A 22,370-nucleotide genomic window follows, 5' to 3' on the forward strand; every position below is an offset into this window, starting at 1 on the left:
GGTCAGCAATTCAGACAAGTCGTCCATCAGTCGCGTTGTTTATCCTTCAAACTGTTGGCCGTTCTCTACGTCGACGGTTGACGAAAGTCGCTGATCACGGTGCTGACTCCGTAAGGTCTGGCCACTCAAGTGCCGTACACGAGTAATTGTCGAAGCCCTTCCGCGCGTCTCATCCGATCAATACCGGCGTTGATGTCGTCGAGTTTGATGCGGTGCGATACCAGCGCCTCGAGGTCGAGCTGGTGTCCCCTCCACATCTCAAGTAATCGGCCAAAATCGGTGCGCGCGTCGGCTGAGCCGTACAAGCTACCTTTGAGTGTCTTTTCGAAGTAGAACAGCTCGAACGCTGAGAACACGACTTGCTCATCGAGTTTTCCGGCGCCAACGACGATCGTGGTGCCGCCCTTGCGGGTGATGTCGAAGGCCGAACGGATGGTCTCGGCCCGCCCGACGGCTTCAAACGCATAGTCGGCCCCCACTCCATCGTGAATGCCGGCCAATGCTGGTGACAGTTCTTCGGGAGCCACCGCTGTGTGCGCACCCAATGCCTTGGCCGCTTCTCGTCTTTCACCGGATGGGTCTACGCCGATGATGTGCGCCGCGCCGGCCGCGCGCGCCCCCTGGATGACGCTGAGCCCGATTCCCCCACAGCCCACAACCACGACTAGCGACCCCGGTCGCACGGCGGCGGTTTTGATCGCAGCTCCGACACCGGTCATGACTGCGCATCCGAGCAAAGCCGCGATGTCCAGTGGTATGTCATCAGGAATCGGTATCGCAGCTTGATGGGGAACGACGATCTCTTCTGCCCAGGTACCCAGACCCGAGAAACCGGTGCCGGGCGTGCCATGGATGTCGAAGCGGGGCGCTATCGCGAACGGGTCGATGACCTCAACACACAGATTGGCTTGTTGCCCTAAGCAAAAACGGCACCGTCCGCATGCTGGTACGAAGCTGAGGATGACATGATCGCGCGGTGACAGATGCTCGACCCGATCGCCGACCGCGACGATTTCTCCAGCGCCTTCGTGGCCGAGTATGGCGGGAGTAGTCGTGGGCATCGCTCCGCTCATTGCGCTGATGTCGGTTTGACACAGGCCTGATGCGGCCAGTCGGACGCGGACATCGTTGGGTCCCAGCGATGTCAGCGTGACATCACTGGTGACGTCGACTTCGTCGTCTCCGGTATTCCACAGCACGGCAGCACGCACGGGTTTGTCTCCTGTCGCGGTTGGGTTGGGTGTTCAGGACCAGGTCGACGGGTGTGGTGCAGTCATCGTGGCTGCTGCAGACCCGCCGGTGAGGGGTCGATCTGGCCGGGGACGCGTACCTTCCAGGAAACGCCGGGTCCTGGGCACGGGCCGTAGGGCTGCCCTTGATCCCCGCACCATTCGCCAGTCAGGTGCTGGGGGTAGCCGGTCGGGAACTTATCGGTATAGGCAACGCTCATCTGCACGATGCCTAGCGGCAGCGTGAGGAACAGGACATTGCACACACCGATCAGTGCCATTTGACGCATCAGCGTCTGTACGCGTCGGTTGCGAAATACTTCTGCCCCGCGCTCGGCGGGGGTCCAACCTCGCTCGTCGCTGAGGAAGACGAGTGTGGACAACACTGCCCAGAAGGCTCCTGCGGCAAGGATTTCGATGATCGGTAGTTGATGCATGGTGCCGCCCCAGAGCGACCAGGTGTGGCTGGCGGCGGGATAGGCCATCACGCCGCTGCGGATAGCAACCGTTTCCAACGCGATATCGACTGGCATCGAGATGAGCATCGTCACCGTGAACAGGACGAGGACGTTCACCGTGGGCCATCGGCGCCGTATTTTCCGGAGAATGGCGACGTTGGCCAGGATCACGGGTAGGAAGAAGCCGACGTATGCTCCGGTCACCCACACGTAGGGCACCGGAGTGAGGTTCGCGTGGGGTGCAAGTTGGCCCGGGATGAACTGGACCCACGACTCGACGTTGAGCAGGTTCTGGCTGAAGTAGAAGCCCGGCCGTAGGTAGTTGAGCATCGGGTCGATCCACAGCATGGTGACGAACGCGATGAGAAGCATCGCGCTCGTCGTCATCCTCCGGCGCTTGAGTGCGCCACGGATGGTCAGTCCCACTGTGCATACCAAGAGCACCATCAATGCGATCTCAAACGCTTTGGCGGACAAGTAGGCTGAGGAATCGGTGTCCCGAAACCTGGTGAGGCTGTGCGGGCTGGATGCGAGGTAGCGAATCCAGATAATCGATTGCAGGACCAGGGCCGTTCCACCGATCGCGGCCCAGACCTTGACCGGCCACGTCGCAGCACCGCGCGCTACGCCTGGCGCCACACCGTTCGTCGGCTTGCTCGTGGTCTGTGTATCAGTGCTCACCTGGACTCCTTGGCCTCAGATAGTTGGGGGGGCAACGCTTCCAATCGCCAAAATGACATGACAGCGCGGCTTCGGCGAGCGCGCGCACTGCGACCGACTCAGGCAGAGGTCGAACCAGTGATGCCCGGCGGCCTTTTCACGTCGTAGCGCTGCTCCGCGTTGGCGAGGAACTCCAGACAGTTGGTCGGTGCGGGGATAGTAGCGGGGTCGTAACTCGGCCGCATGCAGCGAAATATCACTTTGGGCAAGATGTAGGCGAAGAACCGGCGTAGCGCGTTGGCGAAACGCAGCTTACTTCTGAGTTTAGAGCCTTTGATTCGGCCAGCAGCAAGGTCGTCGTTGATCATCCGGTTGGCGATCATCACCGCGTGGGAGAACAGGTGGACCGTGGCGTACCACATCCCATATATGCGGGCGAAATAATTGTCGTCATAGACCGCCTTGAAGATGTGGTTGCACACACTTCGATGCTCGTACTCTTCGGCGAAGTGCCACAACCACAGATAAACAGTCGGTTCGTCCCAGTCATAGAGAACGTCACCGGCTTCCTCGAAGAAAAACTGCGAGACAATCGGCCCGAAGGTTTCGAAACCTTCTGCATAGGCCATACACCACCTCGGGCTCTTGGTGCTTGTGAAGCGCTCGAAGTCGTCGCGCATCTTGTCGGTGACCTGGCGGATCCATGGGCCATACGAATCAGCAAGTTTGTCGTTGAAAGTGGTGTGAAGTTTGGAGTGCCATCCTTCCTGCGCACAGAAGGTCGACACGTCTTGGGCCAACGCTGGGTGAATCTCGACGTCGAGAGCTTTGCGTGATCGCCGAACTGTTCTGATCAAGAAGGGTTCAAGATGGTGCAAGAAACTCGAGATGCCGTTGAGAATGTGACAGAACTCGGGTTGGTCGTCGGCCCACACGATCTTAGCGTCACTGAAGTCGAGCTCAACTTTTCGGACTAACATCGTCGTCCCTCCGCGATCTGCTGTCACGCCTCTTCGCGCATCTGGCGCTTTGGTTGAATTCCAGTGCACCATACGTCTCTCTGGCTCTGTCATCTTGGCACTTTACCTCAACCGATCGACTGAATGAAAGAGCGATCTCTGCTTGAGCTTGCCTACCCGCTGAACGCGGCTGCCGGCATGCGATCCCGACCTACGCGCGGGTCGGGGCTGGCAACGCGCACTGAAATGCGACTTGCCCGCACTCCCTCCATCTGCGCGAGCGAACAGCGCTGCACCACTGTGACCAGGTGGCGATTCGGCGCCACCCCGTCGTCACGGTCGTGCGCCATCGACGACACCGGCACGTCGAAGCGACCGCCCGCGAGGCTAAAGGCCGAGTCAGATCGGGTGCACCGTCACAGCGACGCATTGCCACACACCGCCGTCGCTGCTGCGCACGGTAAGCGTACCGAGCTACGCTGTTAGTGAAAGATCATCTGATCGTTTGAGATCAGTGGCCACGTCAGACTTTCCACAAACACCAACGCGGACTCAGGTGTGGACTGGAGAGCTACGGCGGCCATCTACGACAGGCCGTCCCGGCGTGGTTTCGTCACACAATCGATCGCCGATCGGCCAGTATGCTGCACCGCTGGAATCGCCAAGCGTGTACGTAGCCGAACCGGCGGTATGCTGGCCGTTCGCGGCGATCTCGATGACACTGGGCACCTAACCGATGCGCGGACAGGCGCTGTCGGGGTGGACGTCACACCTTTTTGAATCCGACCGCGACGCGCGAAATCCGAATTTCGAGGGGGAGGTTTGACAGGGCAACTCACGAACGCTAGATTCGCAATAGTATTCAAACGAACGGCTGACACGGACAGCAAGCGACCGGCGTGAGATGGCGGTGAGCGCCGAGTCAGCCGATGAGAAGGGCGCGGATCGTGAAGATCACCGTCGATCGAACCAAATGTTCTGCGATCGGCCTCTGCGAGATGACAGCTCCTGACGTCTTTCAGGTCGATGACGACGGCAAGTTACACATCGCCGATATTTCGGCGATGACCGACGCAGTGCGCGACGCAGTCGACTCGTGTCCGACGGCGGCATTGTCGATCGAGCAGTAAATCCCCGTGACCGGCCGCCGGCGCGGTGGTGTCATGGAATTTCCGGACCGCCGGTGAGCAGTCGTTGGGCTACTTGTCATTTCGAGAGTCACGGAAGGGAAACCCATGTCTGAACGCGCGGTCTCCGTCGAGGTGCATGACTTCGCTGCGACGATAACGTTGGATCGTCCACCCGTTAACGCGGTCGACCGATCCACGCTCATCGAAATCAGAGATGCGTTCAGGTCCCTAACCGATCGGCAAGACGTGCGGGTAGTGATATTCACCGCCGCAGGAACGCGTGCCTTCATGGGCGGTGCGGACCTCAACGCAATGAATGTCGTTGACAACACCTTGCCGGCTGGGGAGATTATTGATCCTGGCACCGTTGCCCGTGAAGCACTCTGGTCGGTAACCGATTGCCCGGTACCGGTCATCGGCGCCATTAACGGTGCCGCGGTGGGCGCCGGAGTGGCCTTTGCCGCATGCTGCGACATGATCGTGGCCGCCGAAGGGGCCGTCTTTGGGGCCTTGGAGATCAACGTCGGTCTGTTGGGGGCCAGTTCCCAGCTGTCTCTGATGGTCGGCAGACACAAAGCTCGCGAGATGTACTTCCTTGGCGAAAAGGTTCCCGCCGCTGAGCTCTATCGACTCGGCGCTATCCGTGCCGTAGTGCCTGAGGACGAACTGATGCCCGCCGCAATGGATCTGGCACATCAACTAGCGGCGAAGAGTCCGATCGCGCTGCGGCTGGCAAAAGAAGCGATGAACCGCGTCGAGTTCATGGCGCTCAAGGATGCATATCGCACCGAACAGGATTACACGAATCGGCTGCTCACTTTCGAAGACAGCACCGAAGCCAGGTCAGCGTTCCTCGAAAAGCGTTCGCCACGGTGGCGCTGGCGCTAAAGAGCTTACGACAGCGCCGCCTCGCAATCCCCGACAATGTCGCCTCGGGGATCCGGCTTGGATGCGTGAGGTTGTGAAGTATCGACCTGGGCTAGACCGGGTCGAACGCCGAGACCAGCCAGCGGTCACCGATTTTGTCGAGCGTGACCTTGATGGTCGATTGTGTCGCGGTCGGCGGGCTGCCGTTGATGGTGACCTGCTGGTTGACGAATAGCAGGACCACGGCGCGCCTGTCGTTCGCCGAGATTGACGCGGCGGCCGGAACGGTCGCCACCGTTGATATTTGTTTTTGCTTGGCCCCAGGAATCACAACGTCGTTGGTGAGAGACGTGTAGGAGTCTCGAAAGCTGCCCGTAAGAAGGCTTTGGGCATAGTGCAGCTGTTCTTCGATTGTGTCCGGTGCGTAGGACAGTAGTGAAATCGTAGCGCTCTGCGCAGCCTCTATCGAGTCGGATTGCGAATGAAGCTGTTGCTGTGCAGTCCAATTCATCCATTTCAGCGTGCCAGCCCCTGCGGCAAGCGCGATCGCTATCGCGGGCATGACAGCGAACACGATGAGTCGGCTCGCACGGCACCGCTGATCGGGCTGTGCGACCGGATCGGCTGGCAGGGTTGAGCTGGTGTCGAAGTCGACGGCTGACGTTTCGTCAGCGCCTTCATCAGCACTGTCTTCGGAGATGCGAGCCCTGTCAGGGACCGCCGGTGTCGATTCATTGTCGCCGTTGGCGATCGCGGGGGACTTAGACGCCTCAGGCTCGGGGGTATCCAACTGCTCAGCGTCCACACTCTTTGACTTGGTGCTCTTTGTTCCCCAGGAAAGGCGCCCGAACCTCACGGGACGAACTCCACGTTCGACACCTTCATCGAATCACCGACTCTTTGTACCGATAGGCGCATGCGCCAGGCGCGCGGGGGGTCATCCGGTGATGCTGGCGTCGTGGTCTTGACGGTGACCGCCACCAACACATTTGCCTGGTCGCCGTTGTCTGATTCGATTCCAGCCTCAGTGACGGTGCCCTTCGATTGGGATTGAGCCTGTTTGACAACTTGGATGAATGGTTGTGACCGCTCGCTGAAGTCGTCGTAGAACGTGCCAGTGGCGCCGTCGGTGATGCGCTGAACATCTGTGTCGGCCTGTCGCCAGTCGATGGTCGTGAGGTTCACAGCAGTCTGGCGCGCCGACTCCAGAAACAGGTTGCGCTGTGCTTGATGTCGGCTCGTCTGGTGGAACTGAATACCTTGCCACCCGACAAGGCATGTCAGTGCGAGGATCAGGACAGACCCGAAGCCGAAGGCGCGCTTAGTTGGAGCTCGCCGCCGAGCCGCTGCCGCTGCGTCGATGGCGTCATCGTTGTCGGAAATTGTCTGGTCGGCGTCCTCGCTCGTCTGCGGCGGGGCGATATGTTTGGTGTCATCGATCGTCGTCACTCCCCGCCGGTCGGCATCAACATCGACTGCCATGTTTGCTCCTGATCAGTACGTGTCAAATTCGACTGCTTGTAGACCTGCCCATCTGGGCCGATGTACGTACCAGTGATCGGGTCGTACTCGGCTACGGCCACCGGCGGCACGGTCGGGTTAACGGATGGCTGCGATGGGTTTACGTTCGGCAGCTGAGGGATGCCCTGCCCTGACAGGGTAGCGTTGGGGTCGCCCTTCCAGTTGTAGCCCTCGTTCAATGGCACGTATTGCTCGTCGCTCTCGCACATCTTCACCGTCGGGGCCCGCTTCCCGGGCCGTGTGACGCACGGCGTATTGCGGGCGCCCCGGACGTTGAACATTGAATCCTGTGGGATGCGGCAGTAGATATTGCCGTCGGGTCGATTCGGGTAATCCTCGAAGTTCGGAGGGCGCATCTGCTGGGCTGGTAAGAATCCAGTCGTGCAGGGCGGGGGCAAGTTCAAATTGAGGTTGAAGCTTAGGTACCCGCCCTTGTAGGCCTGCTTAGTGTTGCGGTTGGCGGCTAAGATCGCTTGCATCTGTGCCGTACCCTGCGGCAGCAAGACCAGGATCTGTTCAAGGTTGGGCTGGTACGTCACCAACACCGGCGCGATAGTGGCCACGCTCGCCATTAGCACCGGCAATGTGGGGTTGAGCCTCTCGAACAGCGAGCTTGCCTCGTCGAGCGCGCCCGGTGTTTTCTGAAGGACCCCTTGCAAGGCGACATCCTTTTCCTTCAGCTGGCCGGTGATATCGGCGAGATGCGACGCCCAAGCGTGAATCGAATCAGAACTATCGGTTTGGCTGTCCAGGATAGGCCTCACGTTGTCAATGAGATTGGTCAACTCGCCGAGACTCTGGCGTGCGTCGAGAGCAAGTTGCGTCGACCCTTGAACGATGCGGGAAAGCTCGGGGCCCAATCCCCCTACAGCGGCATCAGATTCGTCGATCACCGTTTGGAGGTTGCTTTGCGGGATAGCCTCGAGCCCGCGGTTCGTTGCGTCCAACAGGGTACCGATATCTGGTGGTATCGATGAGCGGTCCACCGTGATGAGGTCACCATCCTTCAGCGGCACCGAGCTACTGTTTCGGGGGAGCAGGGCGACGTACTGCTCACCAACCGCCGAGACACTGTGCACTTGAGCATCGAGATCCGATGGAATCTCGATGCCGGACTTCAGGTTTAGCGTCGCTTCGACCCCATGGTCGGTAAGCCGGACATCGGTGACGCGCCCGACTTCACTGCCGCGATAGGTCACGTTACCGCTGTTGTAGAGCCCGCCGGCCTGGTTCAGCTGCAAAGTGACGTTGTAGTGACCGATACCGAAAAGTTGATTCGGCAGGCCCATGTAACCAAAAGCCATAACCGAACCGGCGACCAGGGTGACAACAGCGAAGAGACCGAGTTTGAACCAGATTCTGCGGGTCAGATGCATGTCAGGGTCCCTGGTTGAAGTGGTAGGGCAGGACCAAAGGGTTGCGAGCGGTGTAGGGACTCGGCATCTGGCCGATCGTTCGCCCCCATTGCATTTCGAGTTCGGTTAAGTCGCCTTCCCAACGCGTGCCAACGAATAACGAGGAATCTAGACGGCTCAGCGTCAAATCGATTATCGCAGTAAGATTCGCGTAGTCGCCGCGCACCCAGTTTTCGAAAGTCTCATTTGGCCAAGGGAACATACCGAAAAAGCTCAGCGCACGCGTCATCGCGGGTCCTGCGTCTGCCAAAGACTGCAAGACCGACCCTACGTCCTTCAATTCCTGGACCAATGCGTCTTTGACTTGATTGGTCGAATCTGCGGTCAGCGCACTGAATCTACCGAGCGCGACGAGGGCATTGGCCATATTCTCGCGTTGATTCTTCAGCACGACCAACGCGTCGGGAATCGTCTGAATAGCCTTATCGAGGACGGGTTTCTGATCGGCGAATTGCTGCACCAGGTTGTTCAGACTTGTTGTGGCGGCGATGATGTCGTCGGTCTGATCATCGGCATTGCCGATAAAGGTGTCAATCTGCTGGATCAGGTTGCGCAGGTCATCGGCGCGTCCGTCGAAAGCTGTGCTTAGCGACTGGGTGATCTCTTGGAGGTGACCGATCCCGCCACCGTTGAGGATCAACGATAGCGCTGCCAGCGTCCGCTCGGTGGAGGGATAGGCGCCACCGGATGCCAATGGAATGAGCGAACCATCGTGTAGGCGACCCTGGGGCATTTCGTCGACTGGGGCGGCGAGTTCTATGTGTAATGAACCCAGCAGACTGGTTTGGCCGACCTTGGCGGTGGCATTGGCGGGAAGATCCACATCGCCGTCGATCCGCATCGAGACCAGAGCGTGCCAGCCCTGGCGTTCGATCCTGGTGACATTGCCGACGGTAACGTCACCGACCCGTACACGTGAGTTGCGCTCGATATGGTCGACGTCCGGAAGTTGTGCTTGCACACTTATTGATCCGGGCCCGCTGCCAACGGTGCCAGGAAGCGGGAGCGAGTTCACGCCGCGCCAATCGCATGCGCTCAGTGTCGTGGCCGCCAATGCCAGCAACGTAGCGGAGACCTTGATGCATACATTCATTGTCCAACTCCTTGCGGGATCATGATCCCGTGAAGACCGTCGGCGGGGTTGGTCGCCTGAGCTTCGGCCGGCAACGGTGGCGTCGCGGATGAGGCGCCGCCGGGGGTCGGGTTTGGCTGGTTGACCGGCGGAGCCGGGGGGACATAGTCGGGGCGTAGCCAGTCTTCGCTGTAGGTGACCTCGTTGGGCCGCGCAGACGCGCCGACGAACAGGTTTTCGCCAATCGGGGGGAAGTTGTATTGCCGGTTCTTGATGATCGGCGCGAGGTATTGTACGCACAACTTTGCTGACTGTTCTGCGTTCAATCGCGACGCTGCCTGAATGGCGCCGCATATGAAGGAGACGGGATTGGCGAAGTTGTTGACGACCAGCGCGCCGGTGAGTGCGCCTTGGGCGGGCTGGTAGATGTTGACGAAGTCTTGAAAGGCGTTCGGCGCGATGTGGAGTACCTGCTTGATGTCGTCGAGGCTTTCGTTCAGTGTGGTCCCGACGTTGGCGAGCTTCTGGACTGTTGTACTCAGGGTGTCCTTATTGTCGGCAACGAAGGATTGAACATCGCCGACGACGCCGTTGATAGCTTGTATTGCTTGGGCGACTTCGTCGGGTCCGTTACTGAGCAGGCCGGTGACTGATGCCAGGTTCTGGTTGAGCTCGCCCATCAAACCGGTGCTGTCCTGCAGTGCGGAGACCAGTATCGAGAGGTTCTTCAGCGTGCCGAAAAGGTCGGGACTGTGATCTCCGAGTGCCGAGATTGCCTGTGACAGAGCGAGAATGCTATCCCGAATATCTGCGCCGTTGCCGCGCAGATTGTCTGCGGCGGTGTTGATGGCGGCACCTAGTGTGCTCACCCCTCCGGGTTGGGTCGGCTGCAGTGTGGTTGTCAATCGTTCGAGTTGAGCGCGGAGGTCGTCGAATTCGACGGGCACCGCGGTGCGATCCTGGGGAATCACTGCGTCGCCGGACAGTACTGGCCCCGAAGTGTAGGCGGGTGTGAGCTGAATAGCGCGTCCTGTGACCAGTGCTGGTGACAGGATCACCGCCTTGACGTCGCTGGGCACCTTGTATTGGTTGTCGAACCAGAACGTGACTTTGGCGCGCTGAGGTTGGGGTTCGATCGTGGCTACCGAACCGATACGGACGCCGAGGACGCGCACATCATCGCCGACATACATGCCGTTAGTGTTGTCGAAGTAGGCCGTCACGTAGGTTCGGTCGTGATGGTGGTCCGAGGTCGCCACGACGCCGCCGACACCGACGACCAGCAGGACGACCAGCAGGGTGGCCACGAGTTTTCTCGACCGGGTCATGGGGCCTCCTGCGCGGGAGGGGTAGGCGGTACTGGTGCAGGTACCGCGGTGAGGGCAGGAGCCTCTGTGTTTGGTGCGGGTGGCCCAGGGGGCGGGCCGCCTGGTGGTGGTGCGGGTAACGGGTGGCGGTACGGATAGCACCCGGTGGGACCGGGCAGTTGCAGCCCGCCCGGACCGCAGCCCGGATCTCCTAGATTTCCGGTGATAGCGTCGGGCAGAGTCAGGTGCGGCACTCCGCCTTGACCCGTACGCGGAAACGGCACCGGCAAGGCGGGCGTGCCCGGCTGTCCTGTTTGCGGATCGGTGAGTTGCGAGGGCAGCAGCACATTGGGGTCTAACCCCAGATCAGAGAATGCGGCATCAACGAACGGTTGAACGAATTGACCCGGCAACAGATTGGACACATATGCCTTGAAGAACGGTCCCGATGACACCGCTTCCCCGAAGGACATGGCGTAGTACGAGAGTTGTTTGATTGAGTCCTGGACGCGCGCCTTTCGATTCTCGAGGATCGAGAGCACAGAGTTCAACTTGTCGAGGGCTGGCTTCAGCGTTTCCCGGTTCTCCGCAATTGCCGCTTTGATCTGGTCAGACACTGCGACGATATTCATCGATATCTGATCAAGAGCATCACTTTGTGATTGCAGTTGCAGCAGTAGCGAATTGGTGTCGGCGATGAGACGCACGACCTGGTCGGACCTCTCAGAGAGCACCGAGGTGGCCTTCCTGGCGTTGTCGAGCAGGCTGCGCAACTGGGCGTCTCGATTATTCAATACCTCAGAGAATCGGGTGACTCCTTGAACTGCGGTCTTGATGTCGGGCGGGGTGTCGGCAAACGTCTGGGCCAGCGTGGCCAGAGAGTCCGACAATTGATCGGTATTCAGCCCGCTGATGGCAGTCGAGAGATCACCTAATGCGTCGGGCAGCTGGTAGGGAGATCGTGTGCGGGCCTGGGGAATTGACTCGGTGAGTGGATTGTCGCCGCGGGGGGTGATGCCGAGAATTTTCGAACCTAGCAGCGATTTGGTCTTGATAGCGGCTTCGGTGCGGTCTCCTAGGCGAATACCGCTATCGACGTCGAAGTGGACGACGACTTGCGCACCTTCGAGACCAACGCTGCGCACCGTGCCGACGGCATGGCCCGACACTTGGACCGGCGCGCCTGGAAGGAGACCGCCAGCCTCGGCGAAGTATGCCGTGTAGGTCCTTTTTCCGCTAAGAAGCGGCAGCGTGCCGTAGTTCAGGGCACCCAGAACTAGCGCCGCGGTCAACACGATTCCGATTGCCCCGATGAGGTAGGGGCTGCGCTCGCTAAACGACTTCACTTCGGCGCACACCTCCCCGAGGACTGGCCCGCCACCTTGACGTATACCGGCTGGCCGCCTTTGCCGTTGAGTTTGAGTACGGCATCGCAAAGGTAGAAGCTGAAAAAGTCGCCGTAGAGAGCCTGACGATTCAGCGCTCGATATTTATCTGGCAAGGTGTTGATCAGGTTGTCCAGATAGTCTTGATCAGCTGATGCCAAGTCGGCGACGCGGTCGAGTTCGTCGACAGTCTTCTTCAGCGGGGGGCGTGCGCGCGACAAAAGGTCTGCGATGCCATTGGCCGCCGAGTTGGCGTAGGCGACGGATGTGCTGATTTCAGGTCCGCGGACCGTTAGACCATGGACAAGCTCAGAGAGCGCGTCGACCGCCTTGTCCAATTCTTTGGCCTTCTCGCCGAGGCTGCCCAGAACCGTGTTCAAGTTGGTGATGACGTCCTCGATGAGCTTGTCGCGGTCGGCGAGCGTGTTGGTCAAGCTGGTGACCTGTTTGAGGAACGAGCCGATTGTGTCTCCTTGGCCTTGGAGTGCGCGGATAAGCTGACCGGTCAATTTGTTGATTTCCATTGGGCTCAGTGCGTTGAACAACGGTCGGAAACCTCCGATGAGCGCGTCGAGGTCGAGCGCCGGCGCTGTGCGTGAAATGGAGATGGTCTGGCCCGGGACCAGCCGTTTGGCGCTGCCCGCTCCCTCCTCAAGCGCCAAATATCGGCCTCCGATCAGGTCGGCATAGCGGATAACGGCCCGGCTGCCTTCGGTCAAGACGACGGAGTCCTCTGTGGTGAAGTCGACCAACACTGTTGAATCAGGCTGCACTGTAATCTTTTTCACCTGGCCGACCTCGACACCGGCGATGCGGACAAACTGGCCTGTTTCAAGACCGGTCACGTCGGTGAACAGGGCTCTGTATGTTGCGTAGTTCCCGAATCGCAGGTCCGCGAAGATGGCAAAGAAAGCGAACGTGAACAACAGGCATACCACGGTGAAAACGATGACACGGACTAGTGCGCCCGGCAGGTTCTGTTTCACGCTTTAGAGCCCTTCTTGCTGCGGTGTGATCTTGGTCGTCACGGCGGCGGCCCAACGGGTAATGGGGTCGGGTGAATCCGCGCTGGATGGGCCGGGGTGAATGGCTCCGCGCCCGGCGGTGGTTGCGCAGGGTCTGGCGGCGGAGAGTCCGAGGGGATGCCTGGAGGTAGTCCGGGGTAGAGAGGCGTACCGTCGGGCGCGTAGAGTCGGGCGCCGTATGGGGGCGCGCCGGGATAGGGCACTGGGCCGATAGCGGGGCCGGGTCGTTGACCTCTAATCGAAGGCGGCTCCGGGACGGCACGCGTGCCTGGAAAGTAGTTGGCGTAGAACGGATGTCCAATGCCAGGGTTAGGGCGCAAGTCAAGTCCCGTGCCAAAGCCCGTGTTTGTGACGAGCGCCCGAACCGGCAGATTTCGATCGACAATGGGTAGCGAGCCACAGCTGGGTTTGCCGCCAGGTCCGCCTTTGGCGCCGATGATCGGCAGATGCTCGGGATACCTATAGGGATCATCGCCGAGTAACAAGCCGACGTCGACGATCAACGTCCTGCCGTCGTGACCGCCGGTGAAGTCATAGCCGCCGTTGTCCAGAAACCATTTGCCACCGACAAGTGTGCACGTCAACGCAGGATCGTACTTCATCAGCAGGCTCGTTGTGGGCTGCAGAGCGTTGACCGCGGTGACCAGATTTGTCTTGCTGGCACCCAGAAGTTCACTTCCGCGGTCGCCGAATCCGATCAAGCTCAGAAGCACTAGGTCGATCTGTTGGGCATTGGTTGAGACGGTGGTACTCGTCGTGCTGGCAGCGTCGAGGATTGCGACGAGGTCGTGGGCCGCTGCACCGTAGGTATCCGAAAACCGCTTCAAAGATTGCCAGTCTTCGCGGATAAGCTCCGCGCGTGGGTTGATCGCCTCGAGGACTTCGGTGGCTGCTGTGGTCGCGTCGCCGATGCGTTCGCCTTGCCCGCGCAGGGCTTCGGCGATCGCGGAGAGCACACTGTTGAGCTTGATGGCATCGACTCGATCCAACACGTTCACGAGGTTCTGAAAGACAGTGTTCACCTCGGTTGATACGTTGCGGGACACAATCACTTGGCCATCCGACAAACGCTGTTCAGAGGGCTCGACGGGAAACGTGAGGTCGACGTACTTAGCTCCGAACGCAGTGGTTGCTCGGATCTCCGCGCCGACATTTTCAGGGATGAACTTCGCCTGATCGAGGTCGATGTCCAGTGTTACCGACACCGGGCTGCGCCCGCCACGAATGTCTCCGACAGAGCCGACCTGCACTCCCCGCATCTTGACCTTCTCGCCGCCTCCCAAGCCCAATCCCGAACGGTCGGATTTGAGAACGACTTTCACGGTGGATTTATACGCGCCCGTGTAAATCATGGTGGTCATCAAGACAAGCGCGGTGATGACCAGTGGCAGCACAAAGGCCCACCATCGAGGATGTATTTCTTTTCGTCGGCGCACTCGAGTCATGACGTCGCCCTATCGGCAGCTCGGCGCCAATGGGCGCACTCGACACGAGGTGGGTCAGAGCGACGTGGATGATGATCCACCCGACGTCGGCACCTATTTGCAGTTGGGGATGTCATCATTAGCTCGAAAGGTGGAAGTTGCCGGATTGCCCATAAACACAGAGCGAAATGATCATGGATACGAAGACCGTGCCGATCAGCGATAGGCGAACCGCACGGCCGACCGCCTCTCCGACGCCGGCTGGCCCACCGCTGGCATGATATCCGTAATACGTGTGGATGAGCATTATTACCAGGCTCGAACATATCGCCTGTAAAAACGACCACGAAATATCGGTAGGGTGCAAGAAAGTGTTGAAATAATGGTCGTAAACACCGGTTGCCTGACCATATATCGCCGTGGTTCCCACGCGCGCGGCAAGAAATGACATGATTATTGCTACGGTGTACAGCGGGATTACCACAATGATACCCGCGACGACGCGTGTGGATGCCAGGTAGGCAATCGACTTTATACCCATGCTTTCTAGCGCATCGATCTCTTCATTAATGCGCATTGCGCCGAGCTGAGCCGTCGCGCCAGCGCCGATCGTTGCAGCGAGCGCGAACCCGGAAATCAACGGTGCAATGATCCGCACATTTAAGAAAGCGCTAGCAAATCCTGTGAGAGCTTCTACCCCTACACCAGCCAAAGTATGATAGCCCTGCACGGCGACCAAGACGCCGACAGACATCGTGAGAAATCCGACGATGGCTACTGTGCCGCCAACGAGCGCCAACGCGCCGATGCCGAATCCCATCTCAGCGATCAAGCGCACTATTTCCTTGTTGTTACGTAAAACAGCTTCGCCGGTCTCGGCGAGGGTCTGCGCATAGAACCGCGTCTGAACCCCCAACAGATTCCATTGATCGTTCCAACCATGGAACGTTCGCGTGACGCGAGGAAAACGAGTGTAGCGAGTAGGCGCCGATGTCGTCATTTCGTCGCCCCGGTGTTGACACCGACAGCAGTCATGATGACGTTGATTGCAAACAATGCAACGAAGGCGAAAATTACCGTTTCGTTGACGGCGGTGCCGACCGCCGCGGCACCTCTGCGCACGGACATGCCTTTGTAGCAGGCGATGAGGCCCGCGGCGAAACCGAATAACGTTGCCTTCGCCAAACAGACGATTACATCGCCAATTCCCACCAAGAGTGTTAGTCCGGCAGCGTACGCACCCGGGCTGACATCCTGGACGAAGACGGCGAATAAGAATCCGCCGGTTAGCCCAACAATGGTCACGAACGGAGCAAGGAGGAAGGCGACTAGTGTAGCCGCGAGAACTCGCGGTACGACCAAGCCCTGAATGGGGTTGATCCCCAGAACTCGCAATGCATCCAGTTCTTCGCGGATCGTTCTAGCGCCGAGATCTGCGCACATCGCCGTTGCGCCGGCGCCGGCAACCACCAGAACGGTCACTACCGGACCCACCTGGGCGACGGTGCCAAAGGCCGCCGTCGTCCCTGAGGCATCGGCCGCACCGATGTCAAGGAGAAGGATGTTGAAGGTGAATACGACCATCACCGTGAAAGGGATTGACAGCGCGATCGTTGGCACGATGGATACGCGTGCGACAAACCAGATCTGCAGTATCAGCTCGCGAAAGGCGAACGGTGGCCTGCACATTAGGACCACCGTGTCCAATGCCATGGCGAAGAACTCGCCAACGCCTCGAATCACCGGATCCACTGGCGAGCCCTCGATGACCTTCTGAATCGACGTCACCGGAACCCAACGCCACCGCTGCTTGCGCTCCTGCAGCGCGACTTCGCTTGTCATTTTCGACAATTCCGACCTCGGTACCCGCCCGTCGACAGCGGGATGCCCATCAGCGCAACCGCGAAGCTGAGGGTCCCGTGGTGACCTTCTCTGTCGAGCACGGTCTCGCCACACCGCGGGGCGCCATGCTGGCTTTGGCACATCGCGTGGCCTTTCGTCTGAGTGCGGGTGTGGTGTTGTGAGAGCGGACGGCCGAGCTTGGTCGGCGTATCGGCGCCTATTCAATCTATCGACCATCCGTATGGACTTGAGAGACGATAACGTTCGTCGCATGAGGTGTCAAGGAACTGTCGAGAGCTTGCAAGAATTAGCCACGAAGCGGCAAGGGCCGGTGTCGCTCGACCTGTAAGCCAACTACTTCTATGCTGCTCGAAGGTTCTCCGGCGGCGAACGCACATATATCTGTGACGCGGGTTGTTCATCAACATTCTGGCTCTTGCGTAGTGTCTGGGCTGCTAATCGCGCTGGTATGCAGCTTATTTCGGGGCACACTCGGTGCAGGCCGCCACTGGACCCGACGCCGCAGCCGACTGGGATTTGCGTTGTCTTCACCGTGTACCACGGCAGCGTCGAGCAAACGCAGCACGATGAACTCCGCCCCACGTCGGTACTGTGGATGATTGCGCTTCACGCCCGCAAGCCAACCCTGACGCGTCTCTATCGATTGTCGGTCGTACGGTTGAAAACTCTGTACAATCTCGGCGTTCCTTACCCTGTGGCACGGTTGGAACACGTGCCGCACGCCCGTTCCCATCGAGACTTGTCGCCGCGCGGTTACGTCTTCGAGCGGCTCACACGTTCGATATCGGATGGCTTGACGGGGAGCCATCGCCACCCGGGGTTCGCTACCTTGCTCGTCTGAACGACGTGAAGCTTCAATCCCTGGTTGATGGCCCGGTTTTGCAGCGCGTACTGCGCGGGCTAGATGTACTGATCTGACTTGGCGAATTCGTTGCAGCGCTCGTCGCTGCGGCAGAGCCGGACGTAGGCTCACTCATCACGCCGAGATGCCGCGCAGGCACCCCAGCCGGTTGACCGCGTCGGCCCACCGCGGTGAGGCAGCGATCGTGACGATCTGCTCGTCGAGACGGTCCCTGGCCGCAGTTGCGCTGAGCACCGCATCGAAGTGGTGATCGAAGGGCGCGCCGGTGTGGGGATCATCGAATCATTGGCGTCGCAGCCACGTCTCGTGGACCCTGTTCCAGACCCGCCCGCCGGAGTGCACCCGACCTTGGCGCGGCAGTAGTTCAACGGCCGGTGCCGTACCCGCATCACATCCACCCGGGGCGTCTTCGCGCGCCCGCGCCAGATCGCGCACCGCCTCCTCCTCGGCCGCGGAAACGGTGACCGCGGTGATTTCGCCCAGCCGCAGCAGCCGGGTCAGATGCGCAGCATCGCGAGCATCGTTCTTGACCCATCCCCGCCTGGGCGGATCAACTTCGACGGTGCCGCGACCACGCAGTCGACCTGGGCTGCAGGAGTGCTCGTCGCTGGCGCCCGGCCCCGCCGACCGGCCGTAGCTCAGGTCAACACCGGGGCCTTACCCGCCTCGTCGAGCCAGCGGTGCTCGAGGCGGGTCAGGGTGCCGTCGGCGCCCAGCGCCTCGACCACCGAGGACACGCATCGGGTCAGCGGACTGTTCTTGTCCAGCACGACGCCGAACTGCTCGACCTGACCGCTGTGGACGGGCAACTGGCCGACGATGAGCCCGTCGCGGATCTCGCCCGCCACCGCAAACGCCGTCGGCAGGTCCGCGACCAACGCGTCGATGCCCCCGTTGGTCAACGCCACCTTCGCGTCGGAGGTGGTGTTGTAGACCTCGACCGGCCGATCGGCCTCGACGTCGAGCGCGGCGTTGTGGCTAGTGGTTCCCACCTGCACGCCCAGTTGCACCTTCTTCAGATCGGCGATGGCGCGCACCCGCGCGGCCGGGGATCGTTTGGTCGTGACGACGACCTGGGTGACGTCGAAATACGGTGACGAGAAGTCCACCGCGGCCTTGCGCTGATTGGTGATCGAGAACTGAGAAAGGTTGGCGTCGAACGTCTTCGGGCCTGGCTCCAGCGCTCCGTTGAACGGGATCCGCACCCACCGCACCTCGTCACGGGCGTAGCCGAACTGTTCGGCGATGGCGTAGGCCAGCGCGCTTTCGAAGCCCTCGCCGTTGGTGGGGTCGTCACCCATGTACCACGGCGGATAGGCGGGCTGGTCAGTCCCGAACGTGAACACCCCCTGGTACAGGGTGCTCAGGTGGTCCTTGCGGCAGACGTCTGCGCGCGGCGCCGGGTCGCGGGAGATCGGCGCGCACGCCGTCACGGCGAACAACGTGATCGCGGCCAGCAACAACACGACCCTTTTGGCGTTGCGCATGGCCGCATCATCGCCCAGCGGCGTTCGGCACACCAGCACCCGTCGGCAACGGTTTGCTACCGATCCGGACATGGGTCGGCCCCCGAGCCAATGGTTCCTCCGTTGGACAACACCGAGGGGCTCGGGGGCCGGGTGACTGCGGGGAATTCGCCAGCGCGCGCAGGCGTCAACCCCTGGCGCTGCTAGCTCGCAGTCACCTCACAAGTCCATAAGCCATTCAATTTCTCGGACCACCTCCTTCCCTGTGTACGAGCGACCGTACCTGCGCGGGGCGGGCGGCGACAAGGGAGTTTCAGCGGTCGCTGACGATCGCGGCGTCGACCAGCCCGGCGAAGTCCTCGGCCAGCGGGGCCGCCCGCAGCGGCTCCCCGTCGAGGGTGCGCACCCGGGCCGCGAGCGTGATGCTGGAGACCAACCAGACCCCTTGCGCAGCAATCAGATCCGCGGGCCGAAGGGCGCGATAGTCGCAGTCGTAGCCCTTGTTCCGGGCGACTTCGAACAGCGCCTGCTGGGTGGTCCCGCGCAGGATCGGAAACCACGGCGGCGGGGTGAGCAACACCGGGCGGCCGCCGTACTCGGTGGCGATGACGACAGTCGAGCGCGGGCCCTCCAGGATGTGACCGTCGGTGCCGACGAAGATGACGTCGCCCGCGCCGTGTCGTTCGGCGTGCCGCAGCGCGGCCATGTTCACCGCGTACGACAGCGTCTTGGCGCCGGCCAGCAGCCACGGCATCTCCCCGGCGCCGTCGGCCGAGACCCCGCGGTTCAGCGTCATCGCCGCCACACCGTCGCGGCGCGCGACGTGCACCCGGGCCGGAAGTTCGCCGATGGTGACGAACGCGGTGGGCGGCGAACCGCTTTCGCGCCCGCGGCTGTAGACCATTCGCAGCACGCCCTCGCCTCCGGCCCACTGCGAGAGGCCGGTGTCGACGGCGGCCCGCCAGCGCGGCAGGTCGGGGGCGGGCAGGTCGGTCATCCGCGCCGACTGGGCGAGCCGGGACAGGTGCGCCTCCAGCAGGCAGGGCCGGCCACCTCGCACCAGCAGGGTCTCGAAGACACCGTCGCCGCGGACGGCGGCCAGGTCGTCGGCGTGCAACAGCGGGGCCGCCGGGTCGTGGGTTTCACCGTCGAGGGTGATCACGACCGCTGGTTGGCTTGCCATGGGCCATCAGCGTAGCCGCGTGGCGAACCGCGCCGAACGTAGAGTTGACCTATGTCAGCAGTGCCAGCTCCACAGACAGGACCCGACGCCGGTGCGGTGTGGCATCACGGCGACCCGCTGGGCGAACAGCGCGCAGCCGCCGACGATGCCGTACTGGTGGACCGGTCGCACCGCGCCGTGCTCACGCTCACCGGCGCCGACCGCAAGACGTGGCTGCACGAGCTGTCCAGCCAGCACGTCAGCGATCAGCCCGACGGCGCGGTCACCCAGAACCTCAGCCTCGACGGGCAGGGCCGTGTCGAGGATCACTGGATCCAAAGCGAGGTCGGCGACGTCACCTATCTGGACACCGAGCCGTGGCGCGGCGAACCGCTGCTGACCTACCTGCGCAAGATGGTGTTCTGGGCCGACGTCGTGGTCGACCCCGGCGAGCTGGCCGTGCTGTCGATGCTGGGGCCGCGGGTCGGCGACGCCGCGGTGCTCGACGCGCTCGGGGTGGACGCGCTACCGGCCGAGGACACCGCGGCCGCGCTGCCCGGCGGGGGCTTCGTGCGCCGGCTGTGCGCCCCCGGGCGCGAGGTCGACGTGCTCGTACCCCGCGACCAGGCCGCACAGTGGAGCCGGCGGCTCACCGACGCCGGCGTGCGGCCCGCGGGCGTGTGGGCCTACGAGGCCCACCGGGTCGCCGCGCGGCGCCCACGACTCGGGGTGGACACCGATGAGCGCACGATCCCGCACGAGGTGGGCTGGATCGGCTCGGCGGTGCATCTGGACAAGGGCTGCTACCGCGGGCAGGAAACCGTGGCGCGCGTGCACAACCTGGGCAAGCCGCCCCGGATGCTGGTGTTGCTGCAGCTCGACGGCGGACCGGACCGCCCGGCGACCGGTGATCCGGTGCTGGCCGGTGAGCGCACCGTCGGCCGGCTCGGCACCGTCGTCGACCACGTCGACGAGGGCCCGATCGCGCTGGCACTGCTCAAGCGGAGCCTGCCGGCGGACGTCGAATTGACCACCGGCGGTGAGTCGCGGGTGACCGCGGCCATCGATCCCGATTCGATGCCGCCGCCCGACGTCGCGGGTGCCGGGAGACGCGCCGTGGAACAGCTGCGTCGCGGTGGGGCGTGACGGCCCTGTCAGCGCCGCGCGGCCCGGCACGGTATCCTGTTGGCAGGACAAATAAGACACTCAGATCGGAGCCGCCTGTTAAATGGGCCGCTCCGTTATTGCGCAAGGGGGTTCCCCCATGGGCCGCGGCCGGGCTAAGGCAAAGCAGACCAAGGTTGCTCGTGAGCTCAAGTACAGCTCTCCACAGACCGACTTCGAGCGGCTCCAACGTGAGCTGTCGGGTGCGCCCAGTGATGAGGTGAACGTCGACGACTGGGCCGACGAGGAGGAGTGGCGGCCCTAGCCCGCAGACCGGCCCCCAGTCGACCCACTAGAACCGTGGGTGTTGACCGACGAGCTCCGCTCGGGGCCCGTCCTTGACACCCTTCTTCACGGTGCCCAGGGTCCAGCATTCGAGGTGCCGCGCGGTCAGCACCGCCAGCGCGCGGTCGGTGTCCTCCGGCGCGACGATGGCGGCCATGCCGACCCCCATGTTGAACGTCCGCTCCATCTCGGCGCGTTCGACGCGGCCACGCTGCGCGATCATGCCGAACACCGGGGCGGGCGTCCACGTGCCACGGTCGAGTTCGGCCATCAACCCCTGCGGGATGACGCGTTCGAGGTTGCCGGCCAACCCGCCGCCGGTGATGTGGCAAAAGGTGCGCACCTGCGTCTCGGCGGCCAGCGCCAGGCAGTCCTTGGCGTAGATGCGGGTCGGCTCGAGCAGCTCCTCACCGAGCGTGCGGCCGAACTCCTCGACGTGGCCGGCCAGGTTCATGTGGTCGATCTCCAGCAGGACGTGGCGGGCCAGCGAATACCCGTTGGAGTGCAGCCCGGTGGAGGCCATCGCGATGATGACGTCTCCGGGCTTGACCCGCTCCGGGCCCAGCACGTCGTCGGCCTCCACCACACCGACGCCGGTGGCCGAGATGTCGTAGTGGTCCGGCGCCATCAGGCCCGGATGTTCGGCGGTCTCCCCGCCCAGCAGCGCCGCGCCGGCCATCACGCATCCGTTGGCGATGCCGGAGACCAACTCGCTGATCCGCTCCGGCACGGTGCGGCCGACGGCGATGTAGTCCTGCAGGAACAGGGGTTCGGCGCCGCACACCACGAGGTCGTCGACGACCATCGCGACCAAATCGATGCCCACCGTGTCGTGCTTGTCCATCGCCTGGGCGACGGCCAGCTTGGTGCCCACCCCGTCGGTCGACGAGGCGAGCAGTGGCTCGCGGTAGTCGCCGCGCAGGGCGAACAGCCCGGCGAATCCGCCGAGGCCGCCGCGCACCTCGGGCCGGGTGGCCTTTTTGGCCAGCGGTTTGAGAAGTTCGACGGCTCGGTCACCGGCTTCGATGTCGACCCCGGCCGACGCATAGGAAATGCCGGGAGGGTCGGCGCGTTCGGTCATCGCCGACAAGGCTACCGCGAGGGCTCACGGCGCGG

General features: G+C 62.0%; 20 protein-coding genes. 4 read left to right on the top strand and 16 right to left on the bottom strand.

Annotated features, from left to right (window positions below; all coding sequences use genetic code 11):
- Positions 1-125 precede the first annotated feature (125 nt).
- The 3 genes from ABQE89_RS00070 to ABQE89_RS00080 all read right to left on the bottom strand — a co-directional run bounded on the left by ABQE89_RS00070 (position 126) and on the right by ABQE89_RS00080 (position 3,420).
- Positions 126-1,211, bottom strand: a complete 1,086-nt coding sequence (locus ABQE89_RS00070) for a zinc-binding dehydrogenase (protein ID WP_448412855.1) — start codon at positions 1,209-1,211, stop codon at positions 126-128.
- Between the two features lie 62 nt (positions 1,212-1,273).
- Positions 1,274-2,368, bottom strand: coding sequence for a spirocyclase AveC family protein (locus ABQE89_RS00075; protein WP_448412857.1), 1,095 nt, complete (start codon positions 2,366-2,368; stop codon positions 1,274-1,276).
- A 98-nt stretch (positions 2,369-2,466) separates the two neighbouring features.
- Complete coding sequence (locus tag ABQE89_RS00080; RefSeq protein WP_448412859.1) at positions 2,467-3,420, bottom strand: metal-dependent hydrolase; 954 nt, start codon at positions 3,418-3,420, stop codon at positions 2,467-2,469.
- A gap of 833 nt (positions 3,421-4,253) precedes the next feature.
- On the opposite strand from ABQE89_RS00080, the gene ABQE89_RS00085 reads away from it, so the two are divergent.
- Complete coding sequence (locus ABQE89_RS00085) at positions 4,254-4,436, top strand: ferredoxin (RefSeq protein ID WP_448412861.1); 183 nt, start codon at positions 4,254-4,256, stop codon at positions 4,434-4,436.
- 105 nt (positions 4,437-4,541) lie between these two features.
- Positions 4,542-5,324 carry an enoyl-CoA hydratase-related protein gene (locus tag ABQE89_RS00090; protein WP_448412863.1) on the top strand — a complete coding sequence of 261 codons (783 nt, stop codon included), beginning with the start codon at positions 4,542-4,544 and terminating at the stop codon, positions 5,322-5,324.
- A gap of 91 nt (positions 5,325-5,415) precedes the next feature.
- Here the strand turns inward: ABQE89_RS00090 and ABQE89_RS00095 are convergent, their stop codons facing one another.
- The 12 genes from ABQE89_RS00095 to ABQE89_RS00150 all read right to left on the bottom strand — a co-directional run bounded on the left by ABQE89_RS00095 (position 5,416) and on the right by ABQE89_RS00150 (position 19,826).
- On the bottom strand, positions 5,416-6,093 hold the full coding sequence (locus ABQE89_RS00095) for an Rv1363c family protein (RefSeq protein WP_448412865.1): 678 nt from the start codon (positions 6,091-6,093) through the stop codon (positions 5,416-5,418).
- A gap of 62 nt (positions 6,094-6,155) precedes the next feature.
- On the bottom strand, positions 6,156-6,785 hold the full coding sequence (locus tag ABQE89_RS00100) for an Rv1363c family protein (RefSeq protein WP_448412867.1): 630 nt from the start codon (positions 6,783-6,785) through the stop codon (positions 6,156-6,158).
- Positions 6,749-8,200 carry an MCE family protein gene (locus ABQE89_RS00105; RefSeq protein ID WP_448412869.1) on the bottom strand — a complete coding sequence of 484 codons (1,452 nt, stop codon included), beginning with the start codon at positions 8,198-8,200 and terminating at the stop codon, positions 6,749-6,751. The genes ABQE89_RS00100 and ABQE89_RS00105 overlap by 37 nt, the downstream gene beginning before the upstream one ends.
- A gap of 1 nt (position 8,201) precedes the next feature.
- The gene (locus ABQE89_RS00110) at positions 8,202-9,332 is read right to left on the bottom strand and encodes an MCE family protein (RefSeq protein ID WP_448412871.1); all 1,131 of its coding nucleotides are present in this window, start codon (positions 9,330-9,332) and stop codon (positions 8,202-8,204) included.
- A complete protein-coding gene (locus ABQE89_RS00115) occupies positions 9,329-10,639 on the bottom strand; it encodes an MCE family protein (RefSeq protein WP_448412873.1) in 1,311 nt (436 codons plus the stop codon). Before ABQE89_RS00115 ends, ABQE89_RS00110 begins: the two co-directional genes overlap by 4 nt.
- Positions 10,636-11,964: an MCE family protein gene (locus ABQE89_RS00120; protein WP_448412875.1), complete on the bottom strand. Its 1,329-nt coding sequence runs from the start codon at positions 11,962-11,964 to the stop codon at positions 10,636-10,638. The genes ABQE89_RS00115 and ABQE89_RS00120 overlap by 4 nt, the downstream gene beginning before the upstream one ends.
- A complete protein-coding gene (locus ABQE89_RS00125) occupies positions 11,961-12,989 on the bottom strand; it encodes an MCE family protein (RefSeq protein ID WP_448412877.1) in 1,029 nt (342 codons plus the stop codon). The genes ABQE89_RS00120 and ABQE89_RS00125 overlap by 4 nt, the downstream gene beginning before the upstream one ends.
- A gap of 38 nt (positions 12,990-13,027) precedes the next feature.
- Positions 13,028-14,473 (bottom strand): MCE family protein, encoded by a 1,446-nt coding sequence (locus ABQE89_RS00130; protein WP_448412879.1) that lies wholly within the window; start codon positions 14,471-14,473, stop codon positions 13,028-13,030.
- A gap of 118 nt (positions 14,474-14,591) precedes the next feature.
- Positions 14,592-15,452: an ABC transporter permease gene (locus tag ABQE89_RS00135; RefSeq protein WP_448412881.1), complete on the bottom strand. Its 861-nt coding sequence runs from the start codon at positions 15,450-15,452 to the stop codon at positions 14,592-14,594.
- Positions 15,449-16,294: an MlaE family ABC transporter permease gene (locus ABQE89_RS00140; protein ID WP_448412883.1), complete on the bottom strand. Its 846-nt coding sequence runs from the start codon at positions 16,292-16,294 to the stop codon at positions 15,449-15,451. The genes ABQE89_RS00135 and ABQE89_RS00140 overlap by 4 nt, the downstream gene beginning before the upstream one ends.
- Before the next feature lie 1,521 nt (positions 16,295-17,815).
- On the bottom strand, positions 17,816-18,664 hold the full coding sequence (locus tag ABQE89_RS00145; protein ID WP_448412885.1) for an ABC transporter substrate-binding protein: 849 nt from the start codon (positions 18,662-18,664) through the stop codon (positions 17,816-17,818).
- Between the two features lie 292 nt (positions 18,665-18,956).
- Complete coding sequence (locus ABQE89_RS00150; protein ID WP_448412887.1) at positions 18,957-19,826, bottom strand: aminodeoxychorismate lyase; 870 nt, start codon at positions 19,824-19,826, stop codon at positions 18,957-18,959.
- A gap of 51 nt (positions 19,827-19,877) precedes the next feature.
- Between ABQE89_RS00150 and ygfZ the strand changes: the two genes are divergently transcribed.
- Both ygfZ and ABQE89_RS00160 read left to right on the top strand, forming a co-directional pair.
- Positions 19,878-20,951, top strand: a complete 1,074-nt coding sequence (gene ygfZ / locus ABQE89_RS00155; RefSeq protein WP_448412889.1) for a CAF17-like 4Fe-4S cluster assembly/insertion protein YgfZ — start codon at positions 19,878-19,880, stop codon at positions 20,949-20,951.
- Between the two features lie 118 nt (positions 20,952-21,069).
- Positions 21,070-21,234, top strand: coding sequence for a DUF3073 domain-containing protein (locus ABQE89_RS00160; protein ID WP_448412891.1), 165 nt, complete (start codon positions 21,070-21,072; stop codon positions 21,232-21,234).
- Positions 21,235-21,261: 27 nt separating this feature from the next.
- Here the strand turns inward: ABQE89_RS00160 and purM are convergent, their stop codons facing one another.
- Positions 21,262-22,335: a phosphoribosylformylglycinamidine cyclo-ligase gene (gene purM / locus ABQE89_RS00165; RefSeq protein ID WP_448412893.1), complete on the bottom strand. Its 1,074-nt coding sequence runs from the start codon at positions 22,333-22,335 to the stop codon at positions 21,262-21,264.
- Between the last annotated feature and the right edge of the window lie 35 nt (positions 22,336-22,370).

The sequence above is a fragment of the Mycolicibacterium sp. XJ1819 genome (assembly GCF_053483675.1).